Raw genomic sequence first — 21,766 nt, forward strand, 5'->3', positions numbered from 1 at the left:
GACCGCCTGGTGGCGATGACGCGGGACCTGCATCAGGCCGATCCGGCGCCTGATATGACCGGCTAGGCGCCGGGCCTCCACCGTTCAGGAAAGTCACCCGATGCCGCATGGGAAGGCTGAGCCGATCGCCCTGTCGCCCGCAGAACGCTGCACGTTGGACCGCCTCATCGGCAGCGCTGCCCGGCAGTATGGGATGGCAAGACGCGCCGCCATTGTGCTCCTGGCCGCGCAGGGGCTCAGCAACCGGACCATTTCCGGCCGCCTGCAGCTGGAGGAGCATTGTGTCGGGCGCTGGCGGCGGCGGTTCGTGCGTCACGGGCTCTGGGGGCTGTTCGACCGGCCCCGGACCGGGCGCCCGGCGATGCGGCGCGCCGGGCCGGGGCTGATCGATCAGGCGGACTGAGGCAGGCGCGCGATGACCTTGATCTCGAAATCGAAGCCCGCCAGCCAGTTCACGCCCACCGCGGTCCAGTTCGGATAGGGCGCTTCGCCGATCTCCTTCAGGCGGATGGCGGCGAAGGTGTCCCATTGCGTGCTGGGGTCGGTGTGGAAGGTGGTCACGTCGACGACGTCGTCGAAGGTGCAGCCGGCGGCCTTCAGCACGGCCTTCAGATTGTCGAAGGCAAGCTGGACCTGCTTTTCGAAGACCGGCTCCGGCGACCCATCCTCGTGGCTGCCGACCTGGCCCGCAACGAACAGGAAGTCGCCCGAGCGGATCGCCGCCGAATAGCTGTAGATCTCGTAGAGCGCCTGCCGGCCGGCAGGGAAGACTGCATCGCGTTTGGCCATCATCTCTCTCCCAATCCATACAAGGCAGCAGGCCTCGCAACCGTCACGGCCTCGCATCACCGGAAACGGTGAAGAGAGTTGCCGGTTTCAGGGCTTCGGGTCCGCTGCGCTCTGGTGTCCGGGACAGTCATCGACATACGTCCCGTATGTCGATGTATCGGATACATACGGTGCGTATGTCAACAAATATACGCTGCGTATGTATCTTGGGAGAGGGTGGCGATGGGCCGGCGCCGCCCTTGCGAGCGGCGCCGGTATCATCTCAGGCAAGCGAAGCCGGATCGATATAGCCCGGCAGGTCGGCGGACAGGGACCGCTTCAGCGCCCCCGTGCCCTCATCGGCCATGACCTCGTTCTTGCCGGCCGCCAGCGCGTCGTAAGTCCGCCGCACGACGTCGACCGGGCTGCTCTTCGGGACATCCACGCCCTTGGTCAGGTCGGTGTCGATGAAGCCGACATGCATGCCCAGCACCTGGGTGCCCTGCTCCTGCAACTGAAGCCGCAGATGGTTGGTGAAGCTCCAGGCCGCGGCCTTGGTGATGGCATAGGCGGTCAGCATCGGCACCGGCACCCATGAGGCGTTGGACAGCACGTCGATGATGGCGCCGGGCCGGTTGCGGCCGAGGGTCGGGGCAAAGGCCTGGGAGAGGCGGACGATGCCGAAGAGGTTGGTGTCGAGGAGGCGGAGGGTCTGCGCCTGCAGCTCCGGGTCCAGCGGGCCGTCGCTCAGCGCGCCGATGCCGGCATTGTTGACCAGGAGCGTGACGTCCTGCAGGGCCGCGGCGGCCTTGGCGACCGATTGGGCGTCGGTGACGTCGAGCTGCACCGGCACCAGCCCGGGCTCATCGAAGCCGGCGGTGTTGCGCATGCCGGCATAGACCTTGGCAGCACCGCGGGCCAGCGCCTCGCGGGCGAAGGCCAGGCCCAGGCCGCGATTGGCGCCCGAGACGAGAACGACCGATCCCTTGATATCCATTTTAAATAGTCCTTTTGGCCGGTGCTGCCTGGCCCGCACAGGGTACGCCCTCGTGCAGCGGCGGGTGTAAGCATATCAAGCATGATGGTCATCATGCTTGACGCCAAACATGATGATCATCATGCTTAGCGTCAAGGTCTTTTTGTGAGGACACGATGAGATATCCGGCTGCGGACACGGCCGCCCGCCATGAGCGGATCCTGCAGGAAGCGTCGAAGCTGTTCCGGGAGCGGGGGCTCAACGGGGTGAGCGTGCCCGAGATCATGAAGGCGGCGGAGCTGACGCACGGGCCGTTCTACAACCACTTCGCATCCAAGGACGCGCTGATCGCCGAGAGTATCGATCGCGCGATGGCGGCGATGATGCACGAATTCGTGACGGCGGCAGATTCGGAACCGGCCCGGCGGAAGCTGGTGGAGACCTATCTGTCGCCCGAGCACCGGGACAACCGGGACCAGGGCTGCGTCATGGCCGCCCTGGCCGGCGAGGTGGTCCGCGCCCCGTTGGCGAAGGGCGTGTTCACCCGGCATGTCAGGAACATCCTGGACGTCCTCTCTTCCAAAGTCCGGCCGAACCGCAAGAAGGGCGATGCCCGGGCGGACGCCGTCCGGATGGTCGCCACCATGGTCGGCGCAATGGTCCTGGCGCGCGCGGTCGACGACCCCGCGCTGTCGGACGAGATCCTGGCGCAGGCCCGGGCGGGCCTGTAGCCGGCGCGGTCAGCCGGCCAGGCGCTGGACGAAGCTGTCGCTGTCTTCCGCCGAGATCGCCTTGACCGGGATCAGCCGTTCGCCGTTGGCGCCGGCGATGACGATCTGCGGCACATACTGGCCGGGGAAGCTGCCCTTGACGGTATAGGGCGCCGTGCCCTGCCCGAGCGGGCCGGTCCAGCCCATCACGTCGATCTTCAGGCCGCCGACCCAATGGGCGTCGCGCACCAGCGTCAGGCCGGCGGTATAGTTCGGGGCATTGCCCTGGACCTCGACCAGGAACACGCCGAAGCCGTTGGGCCGCTGGATGAAGCTGGCGCTGGCGGTGTCGAACGGCTCCGGCTGATAGAATCCCATGATGCATCTCCTGCTCGGGTGGCGGGAGCCCGGGTGTCTGCGCCCGGGTGTTTGCGGTTGCGCAGATCCCGGGCACGCCGGAGGGATGGTGGCCTGCCTCAGCCGGTCGCCGCCATGGCCCGGAAGGGGATCAGCGCCGCGCGGGATGCGCTGGTCTGCGCAATGACGCTGTCGTCGAATTCCCGGATGATCCGGGTGGCGCCGGGCCAGGACTTGACCCAGTCGAACATCGCCAGGGCCAGGTGCGGGTCCTGGTCGCGCAGCAGCGCGGCGAAGACGAATTCCATCCGCAGCGCCTGCTCCAGCGCCGTGGCCGGCCGGGCGGGCAAGCCCCCGGCCCGATCCAGCGGCGCCTCAGTCGGCCCGCTGGCCACCAGGCGGATCTGCACCCCGCCCGTCGCCGGCGGGGCGTCAAAGATGAACACCGCCGGTTGCGGCCCGTCATGCGCGGTCAGGGCGATGGCCTGGAACCTGCCGTCGATCTCGTCGGCGAACACCGTCAGGCTGGCCGCCGAGCCGCCGCGATAGTCGAGGCTGATGGTGGCGTAGCCGGGCGACTGGATGCGCCGGGCCACGATCAGCAGCGCGGTGTGCTGCAGCGTCCAGTCGAATCCCGGGGGAATGTTCAGCACATCGGCGTAGACGGTGACCGCGGCAGGCTCCCGGTCCGCGGCCAGCAGCGCCTCCTGGATGGCGTCGAGATCCAGGTACATCGCCTGGAAGACGGCGTCGGCCGGGCCGATCGCCTGGCTCGATGCCTCGGAAATGCCGCCATGCTTCTCGGCGGCGTCGAACAGCGCGGGCCAATCGGTCAGCTGGGATTGGGGCGCTAGGGCGATTCTGCTGTGCATGGGAGCCTCCGTTCTGTCGGTCTTGCTGGGCGGCGGCCGTCGTCCGGGCCGTCCGGGACGATCCCGGGCCGGTCGGGGGGCTCAGTGCCCAGTGCAGTCTTCGATAAGGAAGTTGCCGATTTCGTGAGGAGATCCGGAGTCAGATTACTTCCGGCAACTTATGTTCTTATATAAGAGCAATAATGTTCAGTCCTGTGACTGGATTATGAACCGCCATTCGCATGCGAATGTTTTTCCGGATGGGACGGACGCCCTGGCGTCCCCGCACCGGCAAATGCCGGCAGGGCGAACGAAAACGGGCCTCGACCGGTTCCGGTCGAAGCCCGCTGGGATCTGCGCCCGCTGAGATCTGGACGGGCGAGTAGAGGTGCGAGGGGACGGCCGCGGATCAGACGGCGACCATCCCCTGCGCGCAGCGGCGCCGCAACAACACCGCTGATGTCTGCTGCTGCATGCCGATGGTCAGCAGCACCAGATTGTTCCGGGTGATCTCGCCATACTGCGCCGCCAGCGTCACGGGCACGGAGGCCGAGGTCATGTTGGCGTATTCGGTCAGGGTCGTCAGGTACTGGCCGGGCTTGATCGCCGCCGCCCAGGCGTCGATGAGCACCGAGGACGCCTGGTGCGCGATCAGGGTGATCTCGTCTGCGGCCAGGCCGTTGCGCCGCAGCAGCCGGTCGACGATCCGCGGTGGAACCTTGGCGCCGTATTCCTGGTACTGCTTGGCCGCTTCGTCGCCGAGATACATCAGCGGCGTGGTGAAGCTCTCCGGCAGATAGGGCGGCGGCGGATCAATCGGGCCGACCTGCCGGATGGCCATACGCATGGCGCCGTAATACTTGGTGTAGGTGTCGGTCACCACATCGACCAGGGCGAAGCGATCCTGGTCCTCGGTCACCGCCATGACCGCGGCGCCGGCGCCGTCGGCGGCGCCGATGCAGGTCGCCTCGTGATAGCTGACGTGCCGGCTCCAGTTGCAGCCGCAGACGATCAGCGCGTTGCGCAGGCCGCGGCCGGTGCGGATCAGCGCCTCGGCCAGGACCAGCCCGTCATTGAAGATGGTGAATTCGGTGCCGAGCGGCAGCGCCTGGCAGCGTGCCGGCAGGCCCAGCTGCTGGTGCAACTGCACCAGCCCGTTCGGGCTGACATAGTCGGAGACCGAGGCGACGCCGATCAGCAGATCGATATCCCCCGCCGCCAGCCCGGCATCGGCCATGGCGCGGGTGGCCGCCGTGGCCATCAGGGTCTCGAGGGTCTCGCCGGGCGCCAGGATCCGGCGCTGGTCGAAGCCCGCGAACAGGTCGGAATGCGGTGGCTTGTTCGCCTTGATCCAGTCGAAGATCGGCGCATCGTTGCCGCGGATCTCGTCCGGTACGGCGAAACCGACGCCTTTGACCCGGGCGGTCTTGTCAACCATTCGCATATCCTTCCGCAGAGGGTCGCACCGGTGCTGGGTCGCGCATCAGCTCGCCTGCGGCGGGGTCCGGTAATAGGGCGGCACTTCCGATCGGTCGATCTCCAGCACGATCACCTGCGGCCGCCGGCGCAGATCCGCCTGGCCGATCGCCTTGGTCAGGGCGGCGCGCAGCCCCTGCGGGTCGTTGACTGTCCAGGTGTCGGCGCCGAGGCCGCTGGCAAAGGCCACCAGGTCGGGGTTGCCGAGCCGGTAGTAATCGGTCCAGGTCGGCTCCGGCGGGGTCGGGAAGAAATGCGCGTTGCCCTGGCTGACCATCGCCAGGTCGTTGTTGTCCATGACGATCCAGATGGCGCCGACGCCGTAGCGCACGGCGGTCGACAGCTCGCTGCCATGCATCAGGAAGGCACCGTCGCCGGTGATCGCGATGCAGGTCCGGTCCGGCGCGCCCAGCTTGCCGCCGATCACGGCGCAGACGCCGAAGCCCAGCGGCCCGGTGTCGAGTGACAGGTGCATCTGGGTCGGCGGGTCGAACGCCAAATCGTTCAGCGACCAGCCGACGCAATTGGCGCAGTCGATGAAGACGTGGCTGCCGGACGGCACGACCTCGTTGATCACCCGCATCGCCGATTGCGGCAGGATCGGGCTGGCGAGAGAGTCGCGCTTCTCCGGATCATACCAGGGGGCGTGGGTGTCGCGGATCCAGCGGATGTACTCCTTGCGCTCTGCCACCGCGGCTTCGTCGGGCTGGTGCAGGTCACCCGCCTCGCACAGATCGTCGATGAACTGGCCGAGTTCGCTGACAATGCCGAGCTCGATCGGGTAGGTCCGGCCGATCACCGCCTGGTCGGCGTCGACCTGGATCAGCGGGCCCTTCGGCATCAGATCCAGGTTCCAGTTGCCGGTGGCCAGATTGCCCAGCACCGAACCCATCACCATCAGCGCATCATAGGCCGGGCCGCCACCGGCGGCACCGAGATACAGGCCGGGCCAGAGGCAGCCGGCGATGCCGATGTTGCGCAGCGCCAGCGGGTGGTTCTCCGGGAACAGCGCCTTGCCGTCGGGCGAGGTCATCACCGGAATGCCGAAGCGCTCGACCAGGGCGATGAACCGGTCGCGCCGCTCGCCCTGCAGGGCGAAGCGGTTGCCGTTGCCGAGCATGATCAGCGGCCGCTTTGCCGCCAGCAGCATCTCCAGCGCCTGCCGGGTGCGCCGACGGTCGCTGGCCTGCGGCACGGTGCGGTAGTTCTCCCAGGATTTCGGGAAGGCGACCGGCCCGGTCGGCGTCGTGTTCGAGATGTCGACCGGCAGGCTGATATGGGTGGCGCGGAACGGGATCGACAGCGCGTCGCGCAGCGCCTGGGTGAACAGCGTGCCGAAGTCGTTCGCGTCGGCGATCATGGCGCTGTACTGGACCGAGGCCTGGTACACGGCATCGACATTCAGCGTGCCGTCGATGCCCTGCTGCAGGTAGCCCTTGCCGAAATAGCTTTCGGCGACTTCGCCGGTGATGGTCAGGACGGCGGAATGATCGGCCTGGGCGTTCATCGCCCCGGTCAGCGCATTGAGCGCGCCGGGGCCGGTGGTGACCAGGACGACGCCCAGCCCCCCGGTCACCCGGTGCAGCCCGTCCGCCATATAGGCCGCACCGGTCTCGTGCTTGCAGATGACGTAGGTGAACTCATCCTCACGCAGCCGCAGCTCGTTCAGCAGGTACATGATGCCGCCACCGGGGATGCCGAAGATGTGATGGACATCCTCGAGCTTGAGATAGTCCAGCAGCAGCTGCGACACGGTGCGGTCGGTCACGGTGCGGTAGTAGGTCGTGCTCTGCTGCAGCATGCGGGGATCTTTCGGACGAAGAGGATGCGGGAGGTCAGGCGGCGACGGAGGCGAGGGCGATGTCCGGGGCGGCCATGCCGAAATGCCCGGTCAGGATCATCTCGGCGGTCTGCAGCGCGCCTTCGACCCAGCCCTGGAAGGTCGAATAGGATTCGCCGCAGACATAGACCTCCTCGCCATGCGCCGGCTTGACGATGCGGGGCATCACCGAAGCGGTGTCGACGCCGATGTTCCAGGAGTGCCAGCCGCCGCCATAGGGATCATCGCCCCAGTCGCGGAAGGCGGCGGCATAGGGTTCCGGTGCATCCGCCACCCCATGGACCTCCTTCAGCTGGCGATGCGCCTCGGCCACCATCAGCGCGCTGATCCGGTAGATGTCGTCCAGCTTCGGCTCGGCGCCGGTGACGAAGGCGTTGGACTGGACTTCGAAGGGCGGGCCGCTGTCGCGCACGCCTTCCCAATAATCGACCGAGATGCCGTCGGTGTAGGCCGCGACCAGCAGCGAATTGGTGTTCTTCGGATTGCCGCCCGGCTGCTCGCCCTCGGTCTCGAAATAGTAGATCTGGCGCAGCGGCAGGTCGGTGACGGAATCGCCCGAGGTCAGGCCCAGCTGGTGCCACCAGGGCTCCGGATAGGCCAGGGCGAATTTGTACAGGGCGTGGCCGGTGACGGTGGCCAGCAGCGCCGCCACCCCCGGCTTGCCGAAGAACTCGGTCGGGCCGGCCCGGTCCAGCGGATGCTCGGCGATGCGGTCCAGCGACCGGCGCGGCATCGCCAGGATCAGCCGGCGGGCCAGCACCACGTGGTCCTTGCGGCGGACGTGGTCGTGGAAGGTCACGGCATACAGCCCGTCATCGCGCCGGGTGAAGGCGATCAGCTCCTGCCGCATATGGACATGGCCGCCGGCCGCTGCGAACTCGTCGCGCAGGCGCCAGGGCAGCGCCTCGTAGCCCTCGGGCAGGCTGACATACGGCGTCTGCTCCGGCGGGATCGACCAATCCTCCATGTACCAGGGGATGGCCTCGGCGGCGTTCCAGTTGGTCAGCACCGTGTTGAAGCCGCCGCCGTCCAAGGCGAGGTTGTAGGCCTCGACGCTCAGCAGGTTCAGCAGCACCTGCCAGAAGCCGTGCTGGCGCAGCGGGAAGCCGTTCAGGGTGGCGGCGGCACAGGCGGCGCGCAGCTCCGCACTCGTCATCTTGGTGGCGCCGGGGATGATCGTCTCGATCGCCTGCACCACCAGTTGCGACGGCGACTTGCCGGTCTCCTCCGGCGTCAGCCAGTACGGCACCTTCGCGGCATCGGCATACTGGCCGACCTCGAAGCGGTGGGCGCGCAGATAGGCCAGGTTCTGGGGGCCGCCCATGGGGAAGGTGATCGGCTGGAAGCCCAGCTGCTTCACCAGCCCCATGACCAGCGGCTGGGAGGTCATGATCCGCATGCCGCCCAGCTCGGCCGGCACATGCGGCATGCCGGGCAGCCGCACGGTGTCGAGCCGGCCGCCGATCCGGTCGCTCATCTCGAACAGGTGGATGCCGCCCGCCGGGATCGGCGAGTCCGGCGCGGTGGCCAGCCGCCAGCCGCTGTACACGCCGCCCATGCCGCCGCCGATGATCGCGCAGTCCAGCACGCCGTCGGGCCCATTGCCCATGATCATCACTCCGTCTGGAAGAATGGTTTGTCCGGTGGCGGTGAGCGCCATGTCAGATGCTCACGATCTGGTCGACTGCCTCCAGCGAGGCGATCAGCGAACCCTGGATCCAGGCCTGGTCGAGCGAGCAGTGCTCGCCGGCGAAGAACACCCGGCCCTCCGGCTTCTTCCCGTCGAGGAAGATCGAGCCGAGTTGCCCCGGCAGCAGGAAGGCGAAGGCGCCGGCCGACCATTTGTGCGACTGCCAGCAGATCGACGCGGTGTCGACGACCATGTCGTCGTCCAGGATTTCCGGGTGGTACCGGGAAATACCGCGGCGCACCGCGGCGACCTGTGCCGCCGGCTCCATCAGGCCGAGGCGCAACGCATCCGACCCCCAGCAATAGGCGCCGAGCAGCGCGCCCGGCATCGAGGGATCGGCATTCGGCGCCGGTCCGGTCCGCTCGTCATGGGTCGGGCCGGTGTGCGCATTCGCCCAGGGCTGCGGCGGCACCGGGCCGCGTTCGACGTGCAGATGGTCCATCGGGTAGTAGGTCTGGCGCTGCAGCCCGTCGGAGATCGAGGCGCCGCCATAGATGCCATAGCGCGACTGCCAGAACCGCTCGCGGCAGTCGAGGATGACCTTGGTCGAGGCCGCATAGGCCATCTGGCTGATCGACAGCTGCTTGCGGTAGCTGAAGCCGTCCAGCTGCATCCGCCGCATCACGCCGAAGGGCAGGGTGCACAGCACGTAATCCGCGGTCAGGGTCTGAGGCCCCTCGGGCCCGACGAAGCCGATCTCGACCGATGTCTCCGAGGTCAGGCTGATGCGCGTCACCTCATGCTCCAGCCGCACCGTGCCGGGGCGCAGCATCGCTGCCAGTTGATCCGGCATCTGGCTCATGCCGCCCTGCAGCGTGGTCAGGTTGTTGCCGGTGTCGACGATGGTGTCGCGGATGAACATCGTCACCGCCTTCTCGAACCACACCGCCAGGCTGGTGTAGGCGCCGACCAGCTGCTTGACCTGCTGCGGCAGCACGGTGTCGAGGAAGGCGCCGAGCGACAGGCTGTCGAGATAGCGCAGCCGGTCGGTGGTCAGCTCGCCCTTGAACAGGCTGTCCTGCTCGAACGGGGTCAGGGGGGCAATGGCATTGGCCAGCACCCAGCCGAAGATGGCGCCGCCGGGATCCTGTGGATAGGCCCCGGCGGGGGAGGGTGCCGTCTCCGGCAGGCCATAGCGCGGATAGATCCGGCCGCGGTCCTCGCCCAGCCGGCAGACCACGTCGTGGATGTCGAGGAAGTTCTGGTCGACGCTGTTCACGAACGGGATCAGCCGGCCGGCCAGCCCGGCCTGGCCGATGTAGTAATGGGTGTAGTCATGCGTGCCGGGGATGCGCATCGCCCCCAGCTCGTTGTAGCTGCCATCCGCGAAGTGATGGGTCAGGATGCGGCCGCCGACGCGCTCGCTGCCCTCCAGGATGGTGACGCTGTGGCCGAGCTGCTGCAGCTCATAGGCCGCGGCGATGCCGGCGATGCCAGCGCCCAGGATCACGACATGCTTGGCGCCGTGCCCGGCATTGTCCCTCTGGATCCGCTGCAGCATCTCCGTGACCGGGACATGGGGATAGGTGCTCTGCTGCTCGGCCATTGCTCGCCTCCTCGCCTGACTCGGGTTGGACAAGTTCCGGTCTGCGTTATAAATAATTTGCGCTAAATGCTTATGAATCCTGGTCCATCCGATGGGTCGATTCCTGAACCTGCGACACCTCGGATGTCGAATCCTGGCAACTCGTGTAGCATGCTCCGCGGCGCGGGATGTGAACCAGATTTGAACGGCCGTTCGCATGGCATCCGCGATTTGCGCTTCGTAATGGACGGTCGCCGGGCAGGCAGGATTTTGATGAGCAATATGACGCCGGAGGGCACGGGTGCCGCGGGGCGGCGCGATCGTCTGATCGTGGTGGAAGACGACCCGGTGACCCGTTCGATGATCGCCCGCTATTTCGCCGAACAGGGTTTCGAGGTCGAGGAGGCGGGCACCGGCGCGGAGTGCCGGCGCGCCCTGAAGCGCAGCCCGGCCGACCTGCTGTTCATCGACATCCAGCTGCCGGATGGCGACGGCTTCGACCTGGCGCGGGAGATCCGCGCGACCAGTGCGGTCGGCATCATCTTCGTCACCCAGAAGGACAGCGAGATCGACCGCATCGTCGGCCTCGAACTGGCCGGCGACGACTACGTCACCAAGCCGGTCAAGCTGCGCGAGCTGCTGGCCCGGTCGCGCTCGCTGCTGCGCCGCCGCGGGCTTGAGCGTGACGCCGCGCGGGAGCGGTCGGTGATCACCTTCGAATCCTGGCTGCTGGACCAGACCCGGCGTGAGCTGACGACACGGGACGGCGTGCCGGTCAAGGTCACGCGCGGCGAATTCGACCTGCTGGCGGCGCTGGTCCAGGCCAATGGCCGGCCGCTCAGCCGCGACTACCTGGTCGAGGTGGTCAGCAACCGCGACACCGAGGTCGGCGACCGCACCGTGGACGCCCTGGTCGCCCGCCTGCGGCGCAAGCTGCAGCCGCCCGCCGGCGGCCAGCCGGTGATCGTCACCGTCACCGGGGTCGGCTACAAGCTCGGCGTCCGCACCGACGCGCGAGGCTGAGACTCGGACTGCCGCATCTCCGCCAACAGGGCCTTCAGTGAGGTGAGGCGGAGGGGAGCGAGCGCCGCCGTCATGTCGACCAGCCCGTCGATCGGGATGTCCTTGTTCGCGCAGGCCTCGATGGTGGCGGCGTGGCGGGCGAGGCGAACCAGGCCCAGCGCCCCGGCCGAGCTGGTCAAGCGATGGGCCAGGCGGGCCAGGTCGCGCCGGTCGCCGGTGGCGGCGGCGGCGGCGATCGCCTGGATCAGCGGGCGCGACACCCGGTGGAACATCAGGGCCAGCCGGGCCAGCTCGGCGGTTCCCAGGATCTCCTGGCGCTCGTCATAGAACTCCTGGTCGATCAGCGCGGTCGGGTCCGACGGTGCCGCGGGCGGCTCGACCGGACTGGTGTCGGACACCGCCGCCAGCATGCGCTGCAGCGTCGCCAGCTGGATCGGCTTACCGATGATGCGCTCGATCCCGGCCAGGGCGCAGCGCTGTCGGCTGCCGTCGGTCAAATCGGCGGTCAGGGCCAGGATCTGGGGCTGCGGTCGATCCCCCGGCAGGGCCCGGATCCGGCGCGTGGCCTCCAGCCCGTCCATGCCCGGCATGTGCAGATCCATCATCACCACATCGAAGCTGCCGGCCGCGGCCGCCTCGATCGCCGCCTGGCCGCTGTCGGCCAGGGTGGCGCGGTGGCCCAGCCGGCCGAGCAGCCCGGCGGCCACGGCGCGGTTGATCGGGTCGTCGTCGACCACCAGCACCGACAGGGCCGGGCCGGTGGCGACCGGCAGGACCGGTTCGGGCAGGGCGGCCCCGGGCGCCACCGGCACGGCCATGCGGAAGGTGCTGCCTTCGCCGACGGCGCTGTCGAGCGTCAGGGTGCCGCCCAGCATGTCGACAATGCGCCGGCAGATCGCCAGGCCCAGGCCGGTGCCGCCATAGCGCCGCGCGATCGATGAATCGGCCTGGATGAAGTCGCCGAAGATCCGCTCATGCATGTCGGGGGCGATGCCGATGCCGGTGTCCTTCACCGCCAGCCGCAGAGTCGTCCGCGTCGCCGTCGCCGCCATCGGGTCCAGCGCGACGGTGACGGTGACGCCGCCCTCGGCGGTGAACTTCACCGCGTTGCTCAGCAGGTTGATCAGCACCCGGCCCAGGCGGCGCGGGTCGCTGCGCAGGAACGCTTCCGGCGGCGCGTCGATCGACAGATCCAGCACCAGCCCCTTGGCCGCGACCTGGGGGCGGATCAGTTCGACCGCATCGGCCACCAGCCGGTGCAGGTCGAAATCGCGCAGATCCAGCGCCTCCTGGCTGCTCTCCAGCCGGGCATAATCCAGGATGCCGTCGATCAGTTCGAGCAGCGACTTGCCGGAGTCCTCGGCGATTTCGAGGTAGCGGCGCTGTTCGTCCGCCAGCCGGTCGCGATCCAGGATCTGCAGCATGCCCAGCACGCCGTTCATCGGCGTCCGGATCTCGTGGCTGACCACGGCCAGGAAGCGCGACTTGGCCTGGTTGGCGACCTCGGCCGCGCGTTTCGCCCGGCGCGCCTCCCGCTCCTTGGTGACGGCGCGGTTGCGGGCGGCGGCGAGTTCTGCCGTCCGCTCGGTCACCTTCTGCTCGAGTCCTTCATTGGCCTGCAGCAGCTCGGTGCGGGCGCCATCCAGGGCGGTGAACAGCCGGGCATTGGCCAGCGCGATCGCCGCCTGGGCGGCCAGGACCTGCACCACCTCCAGCCGGCGCGCGCTGAAGACTCCGGCGGCGAGGTTGTTCTCCAGATAGATCAGCCCGTCGACCTGGCCGCGTTCGTCCAGCGGTGCGCACAGGATCGAGGCGACGCGGTGGGCCCGGATGTAAGGATCCCGCAAGAATTCGGGCGAATGCTGGGCGTTGTCCAGCACCAGTGCTTCGCGCGTCCGCAGCACATAGGACAGGACCGATTGCGGCACGGCCGTGCTGTCCTCCAGCCGCTCGGGCTCGCCGTCGGTGAAGGCCGAAACCTCGCGGTCGCGCCCGATCGCCTCGACATGCAGGCCGTCCTCGCGCCGCAGCACCAGCACGCCATAGGATGCGCCGGCGCTGTCCTGGATGGCGCCAAGGACTCGGCTCATCAGCTGGCGCAGGTCGATCTCGCGCGAAATCGTGTGCGCCGCCCGCAGCACCGCGCGGAAATCGATATCGTCCTCGCCGGCGGCGGTGCTGGCATCGCGCAGCGAGGCGCGGCCGATGCGGGACCGCACGGCCCGGCGCGGGAACTCCTGCTCCAGCGCTGCGACCTTGGTCGAGGCCCCCCAATAGCCGTACAGCGCCGCGGCCTCGCGCAGATGGGCCATGCCGGCGATTTCGGTGCCCAGCCCCAGGCAGCAGCGGCCGGCGCATTCATGGGCCAGGGCGGCGTAGTGGGTCACCTTGCCGGCCTCCGCCCGGCGGATGGCGTCGCCATACAGCCGCAGGGCATCGCCGGCCCGGTCCTCGGCCCGCGCCAGCTCCGCCTCGACCAGGCTGTGCATGGTGCCGAAATTGTGTGGGTTCAGCTCGCTCCAAGCCCGCAGCTGGTCGCGCTGCGCCGCGAAGGTGTCGCCGCGGTCGTCCTTCTCCATCAGCGCGGCCAGCAGCAGGAAGGTGACGGTGTCGGCCTCGATCACGTTCTGGGCGACGCCGCGCATGTTCTGCAGCATGAGGACGGCGAGGCGGCGGGATGCATCGACATCCCGGAACAGCACGGCGAGCTGCAGCCGGCGGGCCAGGTGATAGCCGCGCTCCTGGTAATCCAGCGCCTGCAGATACACCTCTTCTTCGGCCTCGTCCGGCACCCGGTCGTACATCAGGCTGGTCGGCGCGGCGGTCCGGCCCATCAGGGCCTCGGCGAAGTCGATCTGGATCTGGCAATGCCCGGCGGCCGTCCGGTTCTGCTGGCCGATCAGCCGCCGATGCTCCGCGCCGATGCGGACGACCTCGGCCAGCGCCCCGCCATTGCACAGGAGATGGATGACATAGGTGGCGGCGTGGTAGGCGCCGAACTGCAGGTCGCCCATCTCGAAGCCGGCGCGGATGCCGTCGAGATTGAGCTGCAGCGAGTTCTCCAGCGGATGCAGCCAATGCTGCAGGAAATAGGTGTAGACGAAGGTCACGCTCGCCGTCAGCGGATGGCCCAGCCGTGCATCGAGGGTGATGGCGGTGCGGCCGAGGGCATCGGGCAGGACGCTGTCGCCGGTCATGCCGCGCAGGGTCAGGGCCAGGGTGACGATGATGCCGGGCGCCAGTGCGTCGATGCCATGCTGCAGCATCAGGTTGGCGTTGCGCAGCGCCATCAGCGCGAACAGCGCCGGCTGCAGCGTGTTGTGCGCGTCCGGGGCCAGGCGGAACAGGATCTGCATTGCCGGGGCCAGGCGGCGGTCGCGCAGCGGCGGCAGGTCCAGCAATGCCTCGGCCGGCCGGCCGGCCATCAGCCGCTGGAATTCCGCGAATTCGACGCCCACGGCAGCGCCCTGCGCCTCCGCCGTTGCCGGCAGGTCGACCCCGACCAGCTGCAGCGCCCGGCGGCCGACCTCGATCGCCTCGACGCTCATCGCCCGGGCGTCGAGCGACAGCAGATGCAGCATGGCCAATTGCAGCCGACGCTCATCGTCCTTCAGCCGCGCGGCCAGCCGGTCGACCTCATGGTCGAAGACGGCATGATCCTGGGTCAGCATCCGGCATTCGGCCAGCAGCAGCGCGGCTTCGGCGATGTCGTCGTAGCGCGTGTCCCAGAAGCCCGGGTCGGTCAGGCGCAGCCCGGTCTCGGCATAGTCGCGGGCCGAGCCGAAGGCGGCGGCAGCGCGGGCCTGCCGCGCGGCCATCAAGTTGATCTCGGCGCAACGGGCCCGCAGCGCCGGATCGTCGGCCAGGTCGCCGGCGGCATTGAGGTGCCGGGCGATGGTGAAGGCGGCCGCCGGCCGGCCCGTCTTCTCGGTCCGCTCCAGCAGCAGCAGGGCGATCCGGCGGTGCAGCGCGGCGGGGTCGGGGGCCAGGCGATAGGCGGCTTCGCGGATCCGGTCATGGGCGAAGCCGATGTCGCCGTCGCGGCTGACCATCAGGCCTTCCGCCACGACGTCGTCGAGGATCCGCCGCAGCCCCGCCGGGTCGAGGTCGAGCAGGGCGCCCAGCAGGCCGGCATCGACCTGCATGCCGAGGCAGGCGCTGGTGGCCACGACGCCCCGCCGCTCCGCCGGCAGGTGCGCGATGCGGCCGGCCAGGAAGTCGATCACATTGTCCGTCGCCTCGACCCGGGCAATCTGGTCCGGATCCCAGCTGCCGGCGGGGCCGATCGCCCCGGTCTCGCGCAGATGGCCCAGCAACTGGCGTGCGAACAGCGGGTTGCCCAGGGTCTTGGCATGCACCAGGGCGGCGGCGACCGCCGCCTGCTCCGGCCGGCCGCGATGGGCCGTGACCAGCATCGCCTCGATGTCCTCGGGCGCCAGCGGTTGCAGCGCGATGCGGCGCAGTCCGCCGATCTGGGTGTCTAGCGCGGTCAGCGTGGCGTGCAGGGCCGGGCCGGCCTCGGCCACCTCATCGCGGCAGGTGCCGATCAGCAGCAGCCCGCCGGCCGGGGCAGCGGCGCAGATCGGGCCGAGCAGCTCGAGGCTGGCCGCATCCGCCCATTGCAGGTCGTCGAGCATCAGGACCATCGGCTGGTCCGGCGTGGCGAACACCGCGACCAGGTCGCGCACCACCTGGGCCAGCCGGTGCCCGGCCTCGGCTGGGGCCAGCGTCGCCACCGGCGGCTGCGGCCCGATCAGCCGGTCGACCCCGGGGACCAGCTCGGCCAGCACGCCGGCGCTGCGGCCCAGCCGGTCGAGCAGCGCGGTGCGCCAGGCGGCAACCGCGGCGTCGGGCTCTGTCAGCACGCTGCGGACCAGCCCGGCGAAGCCCTGGGCGAGGCCGAGATAGGGCACGTCGCGCTGCTGCTGCTCGAACTTGCCGGCGGCGAAGCGGCCGCCAGCCTCGGCCACATGGTCGCGCAGGGCGTCGGCCAGGGTGGTCTTGCCGATGCCGGGGGCGCCGGTGACCAGGACGAAGCCGGTGCGGCCGGCACGGGCCGCCTCGAACACCTCCTGCAGCGCCGCCAGCGGCGCCGCCCTGCCATACAGGATCGCGTTGTCGACGGCGGCCTGGCCGTCCAGGCCCGCCGTCAGCGGGAAGGCGGCGATGCGGCCGCCGGCCGGCCCGGCGGGTTCGAAGCCGGCGCGGCAGCGGTCCAGATCCTCGGCCAGGTCGGCGGCGCTGCGATAGCGGGCCGTCGCCTCCTTCATCAACAGCGTCGCCACGATCTCCGCCAGCACCGGCGGGAAGTCCGGCAGCAGCGTGTCCAGCGACGCCGCCCGCTGGGCCAGGTGGGCGTGCAGCAGCTCCAGCCGCTCCGTGCCGATGAAGGGCGGCCGGCCGGCGAACAGCTGGTACAGCACGGCGCCGAGCGAATAGAGGTCGGCGCGATGGTCGACCGGGCGGTTCATCCGGCCGGTGCGTTCGGGGGCGACGGCGGTCAGGTCCATCACCGCCGCCAGGGCCTCGGCGGGGATCGATTCGCGGCGACCCAGGATCACGGCGCCGCCGAAATCGATCAGGTTGATCCGGTGATTCCCCGGGTTGATGACGATGTTGTGGGCGGAAAGGTCGCCATGCAGCACGCTGTGTTCATGCACATGGGCCAGGCCATGGGCCAGGGCCGCGGCGATGGCGATCCGGCCAGCCAGGTCCGCGGGGGCGTTGGCGATCCAGGCCGACAGCGCCACGCCGCCGATATCCTCGAGGATCAGGGCCGGTCCGTCGGGGCCGTCGGTCTGCAGGGCGACGGGCCGGACGACGAGGTCGGAGTCGAAGCGCGACAGCATGTTGTGTTCGCGCCGCAGCCGGTCTGCCAGGCTGACAACCGACTCGCCATGGCCCTGCTTCAGGATCACCGGCCGGCCGTTCTCCTCCAGCACCGCCCGCGCCACCGTGGTGACGGGTGTGCGGTGGATCACCTCGCGGCGGCTGGTGCGGTAGGACACGTCCGGCACGGTTTCTGTCTCCCCGGGCAGGACAGGCCCTGCGTCGAGCACCCTATACCAATTCGAACCTGTCAAAATCCCCGTCGATCGACGGCCGGGACCGAAATTCTCCGGCCCCGGCCGGGTTTAGAAGAACCGGTTGGCCGGTCGCGGCAGGCCCAGATTCTCGCGCAGCGTCGTGCCTTCGTATTCCCGCCGGAACAGGCCGCGGCGCTGCAGCTCCGGCACCACCCGGTCGACGAAATCGTCAAGGCCGCCGGGCAGATAGGGGAACATCACGTTGAAGCCGTCCGACCCTTCGGTCTTCAGCCATTCCTCCATCTCGTCCGCGATGGTGGCGGGGGTGCCGACGAAGGCGAGGCCGGAATAGCCGCCGAGGCGCTGGGCCAGCTGGCGCACGGTCAGACGCTCGCGTTCGGCCAGCTCCAGCACCCGCTGCCGGCCGCTCTTGCTGGCATTGGTCTCCGGGATCGGCGGCAGCAGCCCATCCGGGTCGAAGCCGGCGGCGTCGACGCCGAGCGCGATCGACAGCGAGGCGATGGCGCTCTCGTAATGCACCAGGCTGTCCAGCTTGGCCCGTTTGGCGCGGGCCTCCTCCACTGTGTCGCCGACCACGACGAAGGCGCCGGGCAGGATCTTCAGATGGTCGCGGTTGCGGCCCAGCGCGTCCATCCGGCCCTTCACATCGGCGTAGAAGCGCTGCCCGGCGGCGAGGTTGGAGCCGGAGGCGAACACCATTTCCGCCGTCTCGGCGGCCAGCTGGCGCCCGGCATCGGAGGCGCCGGCCTGCACGATCACCGGCCAGCCCTGCGGCGACCGGGCGATGTTCAGCGGCCCCCGCACCGACAGATGCGGGCCCTTGTGGTTCAGCACATGCAGCTTGGCGGGGTCGAAATACAGGCCGCTCTCGACATCGCGGATGAAGGCGTCGTCGGCCCAGCTGTCCCACAGGCCGGTGACGACGTCATAGAATTCGCGAGCGCGGTCATAGCGCTCGCCATGTTCCATATGCTCGTCGAGGCCGAAGTTCAGCGCCGCGTCGGGGTTGGAGGTGGTGACGATGTTCCAGCCGGCCCGGCCGCCGCTGATGTGGTCGAGCGAGGCGAAGCGGCGGGCGATGTGGTAGGGCGCGTCGAAGGTGGTCGAGGCGGTGGCGACCAGGCCGATATGCTCGGTGGCGCCGGCCAGGGCCGACAGCAGGGTGAACGGCTCGAACGAGGTCACGGTGTGGCTGCGCTTCAGCGCCTCGATCGGCATGTTCAGCACGGCCAGGTGGTCGGCCATGAAGAAGGCATCGAACCGGCCGCGCTCCAGCGTCTGGGCGAAGCGCTTGAGATGGCCGAAGTTGAAGTTGGCGTCGGGATAGGCGCCGGGGTAGCGCCAGGCGCCGGTGTGGATGCTGACGGGGCGCATGAAGGCGCCGAGATGCAGCTGGCGGTCGCGACTCAAAGGTCACCTCTCGCCCTGATGCGGGCGCGTTACGGGGCTCTCGGTCGGCGGCGTCCCGCATCTTGCCGGGCCCGGCGCGGTTTCGCAACGGGGGCCGTGCGGTGCGTTGCCGTATGGCTGGTCCGTTAAATCAGGACAATTGATCCAGTAGTAATCTGGCCTGCATCACCCGTGGTGCGGAAAAGCCCTCGGTGAGGCGATGGAACACGGGGGACAGCAGTTGGTGCGCGTCCCGGTCCCGGTGCTCGCGCCGCAGCAGGGCCGCCAGGCTGGTCGCGGCAGACAGCTCCCAAAAGACGGCGTCCTGCGCGCCGGCCTGGTCTATCGACTGGCGGTACAGGCTCTCGATCGACGTCGCGTCGTCGGAGCCGCGCCATAGCAGCAGATCGCCCTTGGCCCTCAGGATCTCCGGCACGAACCAGTGGTATTTCGTCCGCTTCGCGAAGCACAGCGCCTTGCCGATTTCGTCGAGGCCTTCGTCGAAACGGCCCATGGCCCCCAGCGCCGTGGCGAATTCCGTCAGGAAGAACGGATAGAACAGCAGATACGAGGCCCGCTGCATCCCGGTGAGACCGGCGCGCAGCGGACCGATGCCTGCTTCAGGATCGCCCCGCCGGGCGGCGAGGCTGCCCCGGACGCACAGGCCCGTCGCGTGGAACGGCTGCAATCCGTGCTTGAACGCGTGGTCGACCAGTTCCTCGCCATAGTCCCGGGCCCGGTCCAGCGCACCGAGGCTCAGCGAGACGAAGCCCGCCGCCCAGGCCAGGGCCACGCACAGCACGAAAGGCTGCTTCGTCGCGCGGGCATCCTCGATCGTGCTTGCCGCCGTTCGCGAGGCCGTATCCAGAAGCCCGCGGGACACCAGATTGACGGTGTTGTGCGCCGCGGCGGAGGTCCGGATATCGGCGCCGAGCCGCAGCATGTCGCCGTGTCGCCCCGCCCCGGACGACTGCCGGATCGCATGGTCGAGCCGCTCCCCCGCCTCGACATGCATCGCCATGTAAGTCTGCGGTATTCCGACCATCCAGGCCGCTATCGCCCGGGACTGGGCATCGCGATCCCTGGCGACGGCCTCATAGTCGCGCGCGAACCGGAGCGCGTCGTCCAGGGCCATCGAGCGGGCGGAAAACAGCCAGAGCCCGCAGGTCGCCCGCTGCTGATAGTCGAAATCCCCCAGCGTCCGGGCCAGGGCCAGCGCCGCCATGAAAACCTTGCGTGCCCCGGCGCTCATGCCCTGCGTGTAGATCAGGGCGAAGCCGAGGCTGCACAGCAGGATCATTTCCGGCCGGGTGCCGAGCGGTTCATCCATTTCCGCCAGCGCTGTCGCGGCCCATTCGCCGGCTTCGGCAACCCGCGACACGGCGACCCAGAAATCACTGACGGCGGCGGCAAGCCCGACCCCCAGGGCGGCATCGCCGCCGGCCGAGAAGGCCCATGTCAGCGCGGCGCGAAGCGTGTCGATGTCCCGGCGGTACGGACCGAGATCGTCGCCGGCGACCTGAAGTCCGCCATCCCCGGCGAAGGGCGCAAAAAATGCCAGGCAGAATTCCGTGAGGCGGCGCATGGCCGGGGCCTCTTCGCCGCCATCCACCAGTTTCTCGAAGGCATACATCCGCACGGTCTCGAGCAACCGCCAGCGCGGAACGGCCTCCGATCCGTCCAGCGTCACCAGCGATTTCGAGACCAGATTTGAAATGCCGTGCGCGACGTTCGATTCCGCATCGCCCACGACGGAAGCGGCCGCCTCGAAGCTGAATCCTGCCGGGAAGATGGCGAGATGCCGGAGCAGCCGCCGCTCCATCTCGGGCAGCAGCTCGTAGCTCCAGTCCAGTGTCGCCCGCAGCGTCTGGTGCCGCGGCACCGCCGTGCGCCGGCCGCTGGTGAGCAGGGCGAAGCGATCGTCGTGGCGACCCGCGACCTGCCGGACGCCGAGCGTCGCCGTCCGGGCCGCGGCGAACTCGATGGCGAGCGGGATGCCGTCCAGCTGTCGGCAGATCGCGGCGATCGCGGCCAGCTCATCGCCCTGCGGCCGGAAATCCGCCCGCAGCGAACGCGTCCGGGCGATGAACAGCTGCACCGCGCTGTGCTCCAGCACATCGCCGGCGTCGTCCGGATCCGCTGCCGGCACCTCCAGCGCCGGGACGCAGTAGGCGAGCTCGCCCTCGATGCGCAGCAGCTCACGGCTCGTCGCCAGCACCGACAGGTTCGGGCAGAAGCGCACGAGGATTTCCGCTGTTGTCGCCGCGGTGTCGATGACGTGTTCGCAATTGTCGAGAACCAGGAGGAGGCTGCGGCCGCCGACCGCCCGCGCCACCGCTTCCGCCGAGATCTCGTCACCATGCAGCTGCAGGTCGAGCACCTGGGCGACCGTCGATGGTACCAGGCCGGGATCGGACAGCGAGACCAGCTCGACGAACAGGACGTCTCCCGCCAGCTGCGGAAACAGCCCGCGCGCGACTTCGGACGCCAGCACCGTCTTGCCGATGCCGCCGGCCCCCGTCAGGGTCACGATCCGGGAGGTGGAGACCAGGTCGCGCAACTGCCGGATGGCCGTCTCCCGGCCGACGAGGGCCGACGCCGCCATCGGAACATTGGTCGTGAACGGATGGGCCGCCGGCTGGGCCAGGCCGGCCTCGGCCGTCTGCACAGCCAAGGCTGCCGGATGCGCCGCCCAGTCGCCCAGCAGGCAGTAGCCGCGACCGGAGATCGTCTTCAGCATCTCACGGTCCGGGCCGAGGGCCTTGCGGATCGCGGAGATATGGACCTGGACCGTGTTCTCCTCGACCGCGAGGCCGGGCCACACCCGCCGCATCAGATCATCCTTGGTCACGACCTCGCCCGCCGACTGGACGAGCATCTCCATGATCTCGAAGGCGCGGCTGCCGATCGGAACCGCTGATCCATAGGTCCGGAGCTCTCGCTTCGAGAGGTCGATCTCCCATCCGTGCAACGCAAACACGCGCGCTTCGACGTGTCTCAAGGCAATGATGTCTCAGTTGTCCGTGATCGCCGTTTCCCAGCTAAGGGTCCCGGTGCAGAGAAAGCAATAGGCGGCCCCTCTCGTTCCGGCAGAGACAGCAGAATCTGAATATT

The 21,766-nt window shown here is 69.0% G+C and carries 14 protein-coding genes; 3 read left to right on the forward strand and 11 right to left on the reverse strand.

Annotated features, from left to right (window positions below; translation table 11 throughout):
• Positions 1-193 precede the first annotated feature (193 nt).
• The gene (locus AC3XYG_RS09720) at positions 194-403 is read left to right on the forward strand and encodes a helix-turn-helix domain-containing protein (RefSeq protein ID WP_489139622.1); all 210 of its coding nucleotides are present in this window, start codon (positions 194-196) and stop codon (positions 401-403) included.
• Here the strand turns inward: AC3XYG_RS09720 and AC3XYG_RS09725 are convergent.
• Together AC3XYG_RS09725 and AC3XYG_RS09730 are read right to left on the reverse strand one after the other, a co-directional pair.
• Complete coding sequence (locus tag AC3XYG_RS09725; protein WP_489139645.1) at positions 391-789, reverse strand: RidA family protein; 399 nt, start codon at positions 787-789, stop codon at positions 391-393. The genes AC3XYG_RS09720 and AC3XYG_RS09725 overlap by 13 nt on opposite strands.
• A gap of 262 nt (positions 790-1,051) precedes the next feature.
• Positions 1,052-1,765: an SDR family oxidoreductase gene (locus tag AC3XYG_RS09730; protein ID WP_489139623.1), complete on the reverse strand. Its 714-nt coding sequence runs from the start codon at positions 1,763-1,765 to the stop codon at positions 1,052-1,054.
• A 155-nt stretch (positions 1,766-1,920) separates the two neighbouring features.
• Between AC3XYG_RS09730 and AC3XYG_RS09735 the strand changes: the two genes are divergently transcribed.
• The gene (locus tag AC3XYG_RS09735) at positions 1,921-2,475 is read left to right on the forward strand and encodes a TetR/AcrR family transcriptional regulator (RefSeq protein WP_489139624.1); all 555 of its coding nucleotides are present in this window, start codon (positions 1,921-1,923) and stop codon (positions 2,473-2,475) included.
• 9 nt (positions 2,476-2,484) lie between these two features.
• Here AC3XYG_RS09735 and AC3XYG_RS09740 read toward each other — a convergent pair whose 3' ends face one another.
• The 6 genes from AC3XYG_RS09740 to AC3XYG_RS09765 all read right to left on the reverse strand — a co-directional run bounded on the left by AC3XYG_RS09740 (position 2,485) and on the right by AC3XYG_RS09765 (position 10,214).
• Entirely contained in the window at positions 2,485-2,832 is a 348-nt protein-coding gene (locus tag AC3XYG_RS09740; RefSeq protein WP_489139625.1) for a hypothetical protein, read from the reverse strand.
• A 98-nt stretch (positions 2,833-2,930) separates the two neighbouring features.
• Positions 2,931-3,683 carry a hypothetical protein gene (locus tag AC3XYG_RS09745; RefSeq protein WP_489139626.1) on the reverse strand — a complete coding sequence of 251 codons (753 nt, stop codon included), beginning with the start codon at positions 3,681-3,683 and terminating at the stop codon, positions 2,931-2,933.
• Positions 3,684-4,071: 388 nt separating this feature from the next.
• Entirely contained in the window at positions 4,072-5,100 is a 1,029-nt protein-coding gene (locus AC3XYG_RS09750; RefSeq protein WP_489139627.1) for a 3-oxoacyl-[acyl-carrier-protein] synthase III C-terminal domain-containing protein, read from the reverse strand.
• Positions 5,101-5,145: 45 nt separating this feature from the next.
• Positions 5,146-6,939 carry a thiamine pyrophosphate-binding protein gene (locus AC3XYG_RS09755; RefSeq protein ID WP_489139628.1) on the reverse strand — a complete coding sequence of 598 codons (1,794 nt, stop codon included), beginning with the start codon at positions 6,937-6,939 and terminating at the stop codon, positions 5,146-5,148.
• 34 nt (positions 6,940-6,973) lie between these two features.
• Positions 6,974-8,587: a flavin monoamine oxidase family protein gene (locus tag AC3XYG_RS09760; protein ID WP_489139629.1), complete on the reverse strand. Its 1,614-nt coding sequence runs from the start codon at positions 8,585-8,587 to the stop codon at positions 6,974-6,976.
• A 52-nt stretch (positions 8,588-8,639) separates the two neighbouring features.
• Entirely contained in the window at positions 8,640-10,214 is a 1,575-nt protein-coding gene (locus AC3XYG_RS09765; RefSeq protein WP_489139630.1) for a flavin monoamine oxidase family protein, read from the reverse strand.
• Positions 10,215-10,466: 252 nt separating this feature from the next.
• On the opposite strand from AC3XYG_RS09765, the gene AC3XYG_RS09770 reads away from it, so the two are divergent.
• Entirely contained in the window at positions 10,467-11,216 is a 750-nt protein-coding gene (locus AC3XYG_RS09770; protein WP_489139631.1) for a response regulator, read from the forward strand.
• Here AC3XYG_RS09770 and AC3XYG_RS09775 read toward each other — a convergent pair.
• The 3 genes from AC3XYG_RS09775 to AC3XYG_RS09785 all read right to left on the reverse strand — a co-directional run bounded on the left by AC3XYG_RS09775 (position 11,180) and on the right by AC3XYG_RS09785 (position 21,632).
• Complete coding sequence (locus tag AC3XYG_RS09775) at positions 11,180-17,233, reverse strand: AAA family ATPase (protein ID WP_489139632.1); 6,054 nt, start codon at positions 17,231-17,233, stop codon at positions 11,180-11,182. The genes AC3XYG_RS09770 and AC3XYG_RS09775 overlap by 37 nt on opposite strands.
• Before the next feature lie 117 nt (positions 17,234-17,350).
• Positions 17,351-18,673 (reverse strand): LLM class flavin-dependent oxidoreductase, encoded by a 1,323-nt coding sequence (locus tag AC3XYG_RS09780; protein ID WP_489139633.1) that lies wholly within the window; start codon positions 18,671-18,673, stop codon positions 17,351-17,353.
• Between the two features lie 130 nt (positions 18,674-18,803).
• Positions 18,804-21,632, reverse strand: a complete 2,829-nt coding sequence (locus AC3XYG_RS09785; RefSeq protein WP_489139634.1) for an ATP-binding protein — start codon at positions 21,630-21,632, stop codon at positions 18,804-18,806.
• Positions 21,633-21,766: the final 134 nt, after the last annotated feature.

The sequence above is a fragment of the Inquilinus sp. genome (assembly GCF_057815775.1).

Excerpts from the sequence above, each read along its gene's own strand:
- AC3XYG_RS09735 (WP_489139624.1), top strand. The coding sequence starts at position 1,921 with ATGAGATATCCGGCTGCGGACACGGCCGCCCGCCATGAGCGGATCCTG.
- AC3XYG_RS09760 (WP_489139629.1), bottom strand. The coding sequence starts at position 8,587 with ATGGGCAATGGGCCCGACGGCGTGCTGGACTGCGCGATCATCGGCGGC.
- AC3XYG_RS09750 (WP_489139627.1), bottom strand. The coding sequence starts at position 5,100 with ATGGTTGACAAGACCGCCCGGGTCAAAGGCGTCGGTTTCGCCGTACCG.
- AC3XYG_RS09755 (WP_489139628.1), bottom strand. The coding sequence starts at position 6,939 with ATGCTGCAGCAGAGCACGACCTACTACCGCACCGTGACCGACCGCACC.
- AC3XYG_RS09740 (WP_489139625.1), bottom strand. The coding sequence starts at position 2,832 with ATGGGATTCTATCAGCCGGAGCCGTTCGACACCGCCAGCGCCAGCTTC.
- AC3XYG_RS09745 (WP_489139626.1), bottom strand. The coding sequence starts at position 3,683 with ATGCACAGCAGAATCGCCCTAGCGCCCCAATCCCAGCTGACCGATTGG.
- AC3XYG_RS09730 (WP_489139623.1), bottom strand. The coding sequence starts at position 1,765 with ATGGATATCAAGGGATCGGTCGTTCTCGTCTCGGGCGCCAATCGCGGC.
- AC3XYG_RS09765 (WP_489139630.1), bottom strand. The coding sequence starts at position 10,214 with ATGGCCGAGCAGCAGAGCACCTATCCCCATGTCCCGGTCACGGAGATG.
- AC3XYG_RS09770 (WP_489139631.1), top strand. The coding sequence starts at position 10,467 with ATGAGCAATATGACGCCGGAGGGCACGGGTGCCGCGGGGCGGCGCGAT.
- AC3XYG_RS09725 (WP_489139645.1), bottom strand. The coding sequence starts at position 789 with ATGGCCAAACGCGATGCAGTCTTCCCTGCCGGCCGGCAGGCGCTCTAC.
- AC3XYG_RS09720 (WP_489139622.1), top strand. The coding sequence starts at position 194 with ATGGCAAGACGCGCCGCCATTGTGCTCCTGGCCGCGCAGGGGCTCAGC.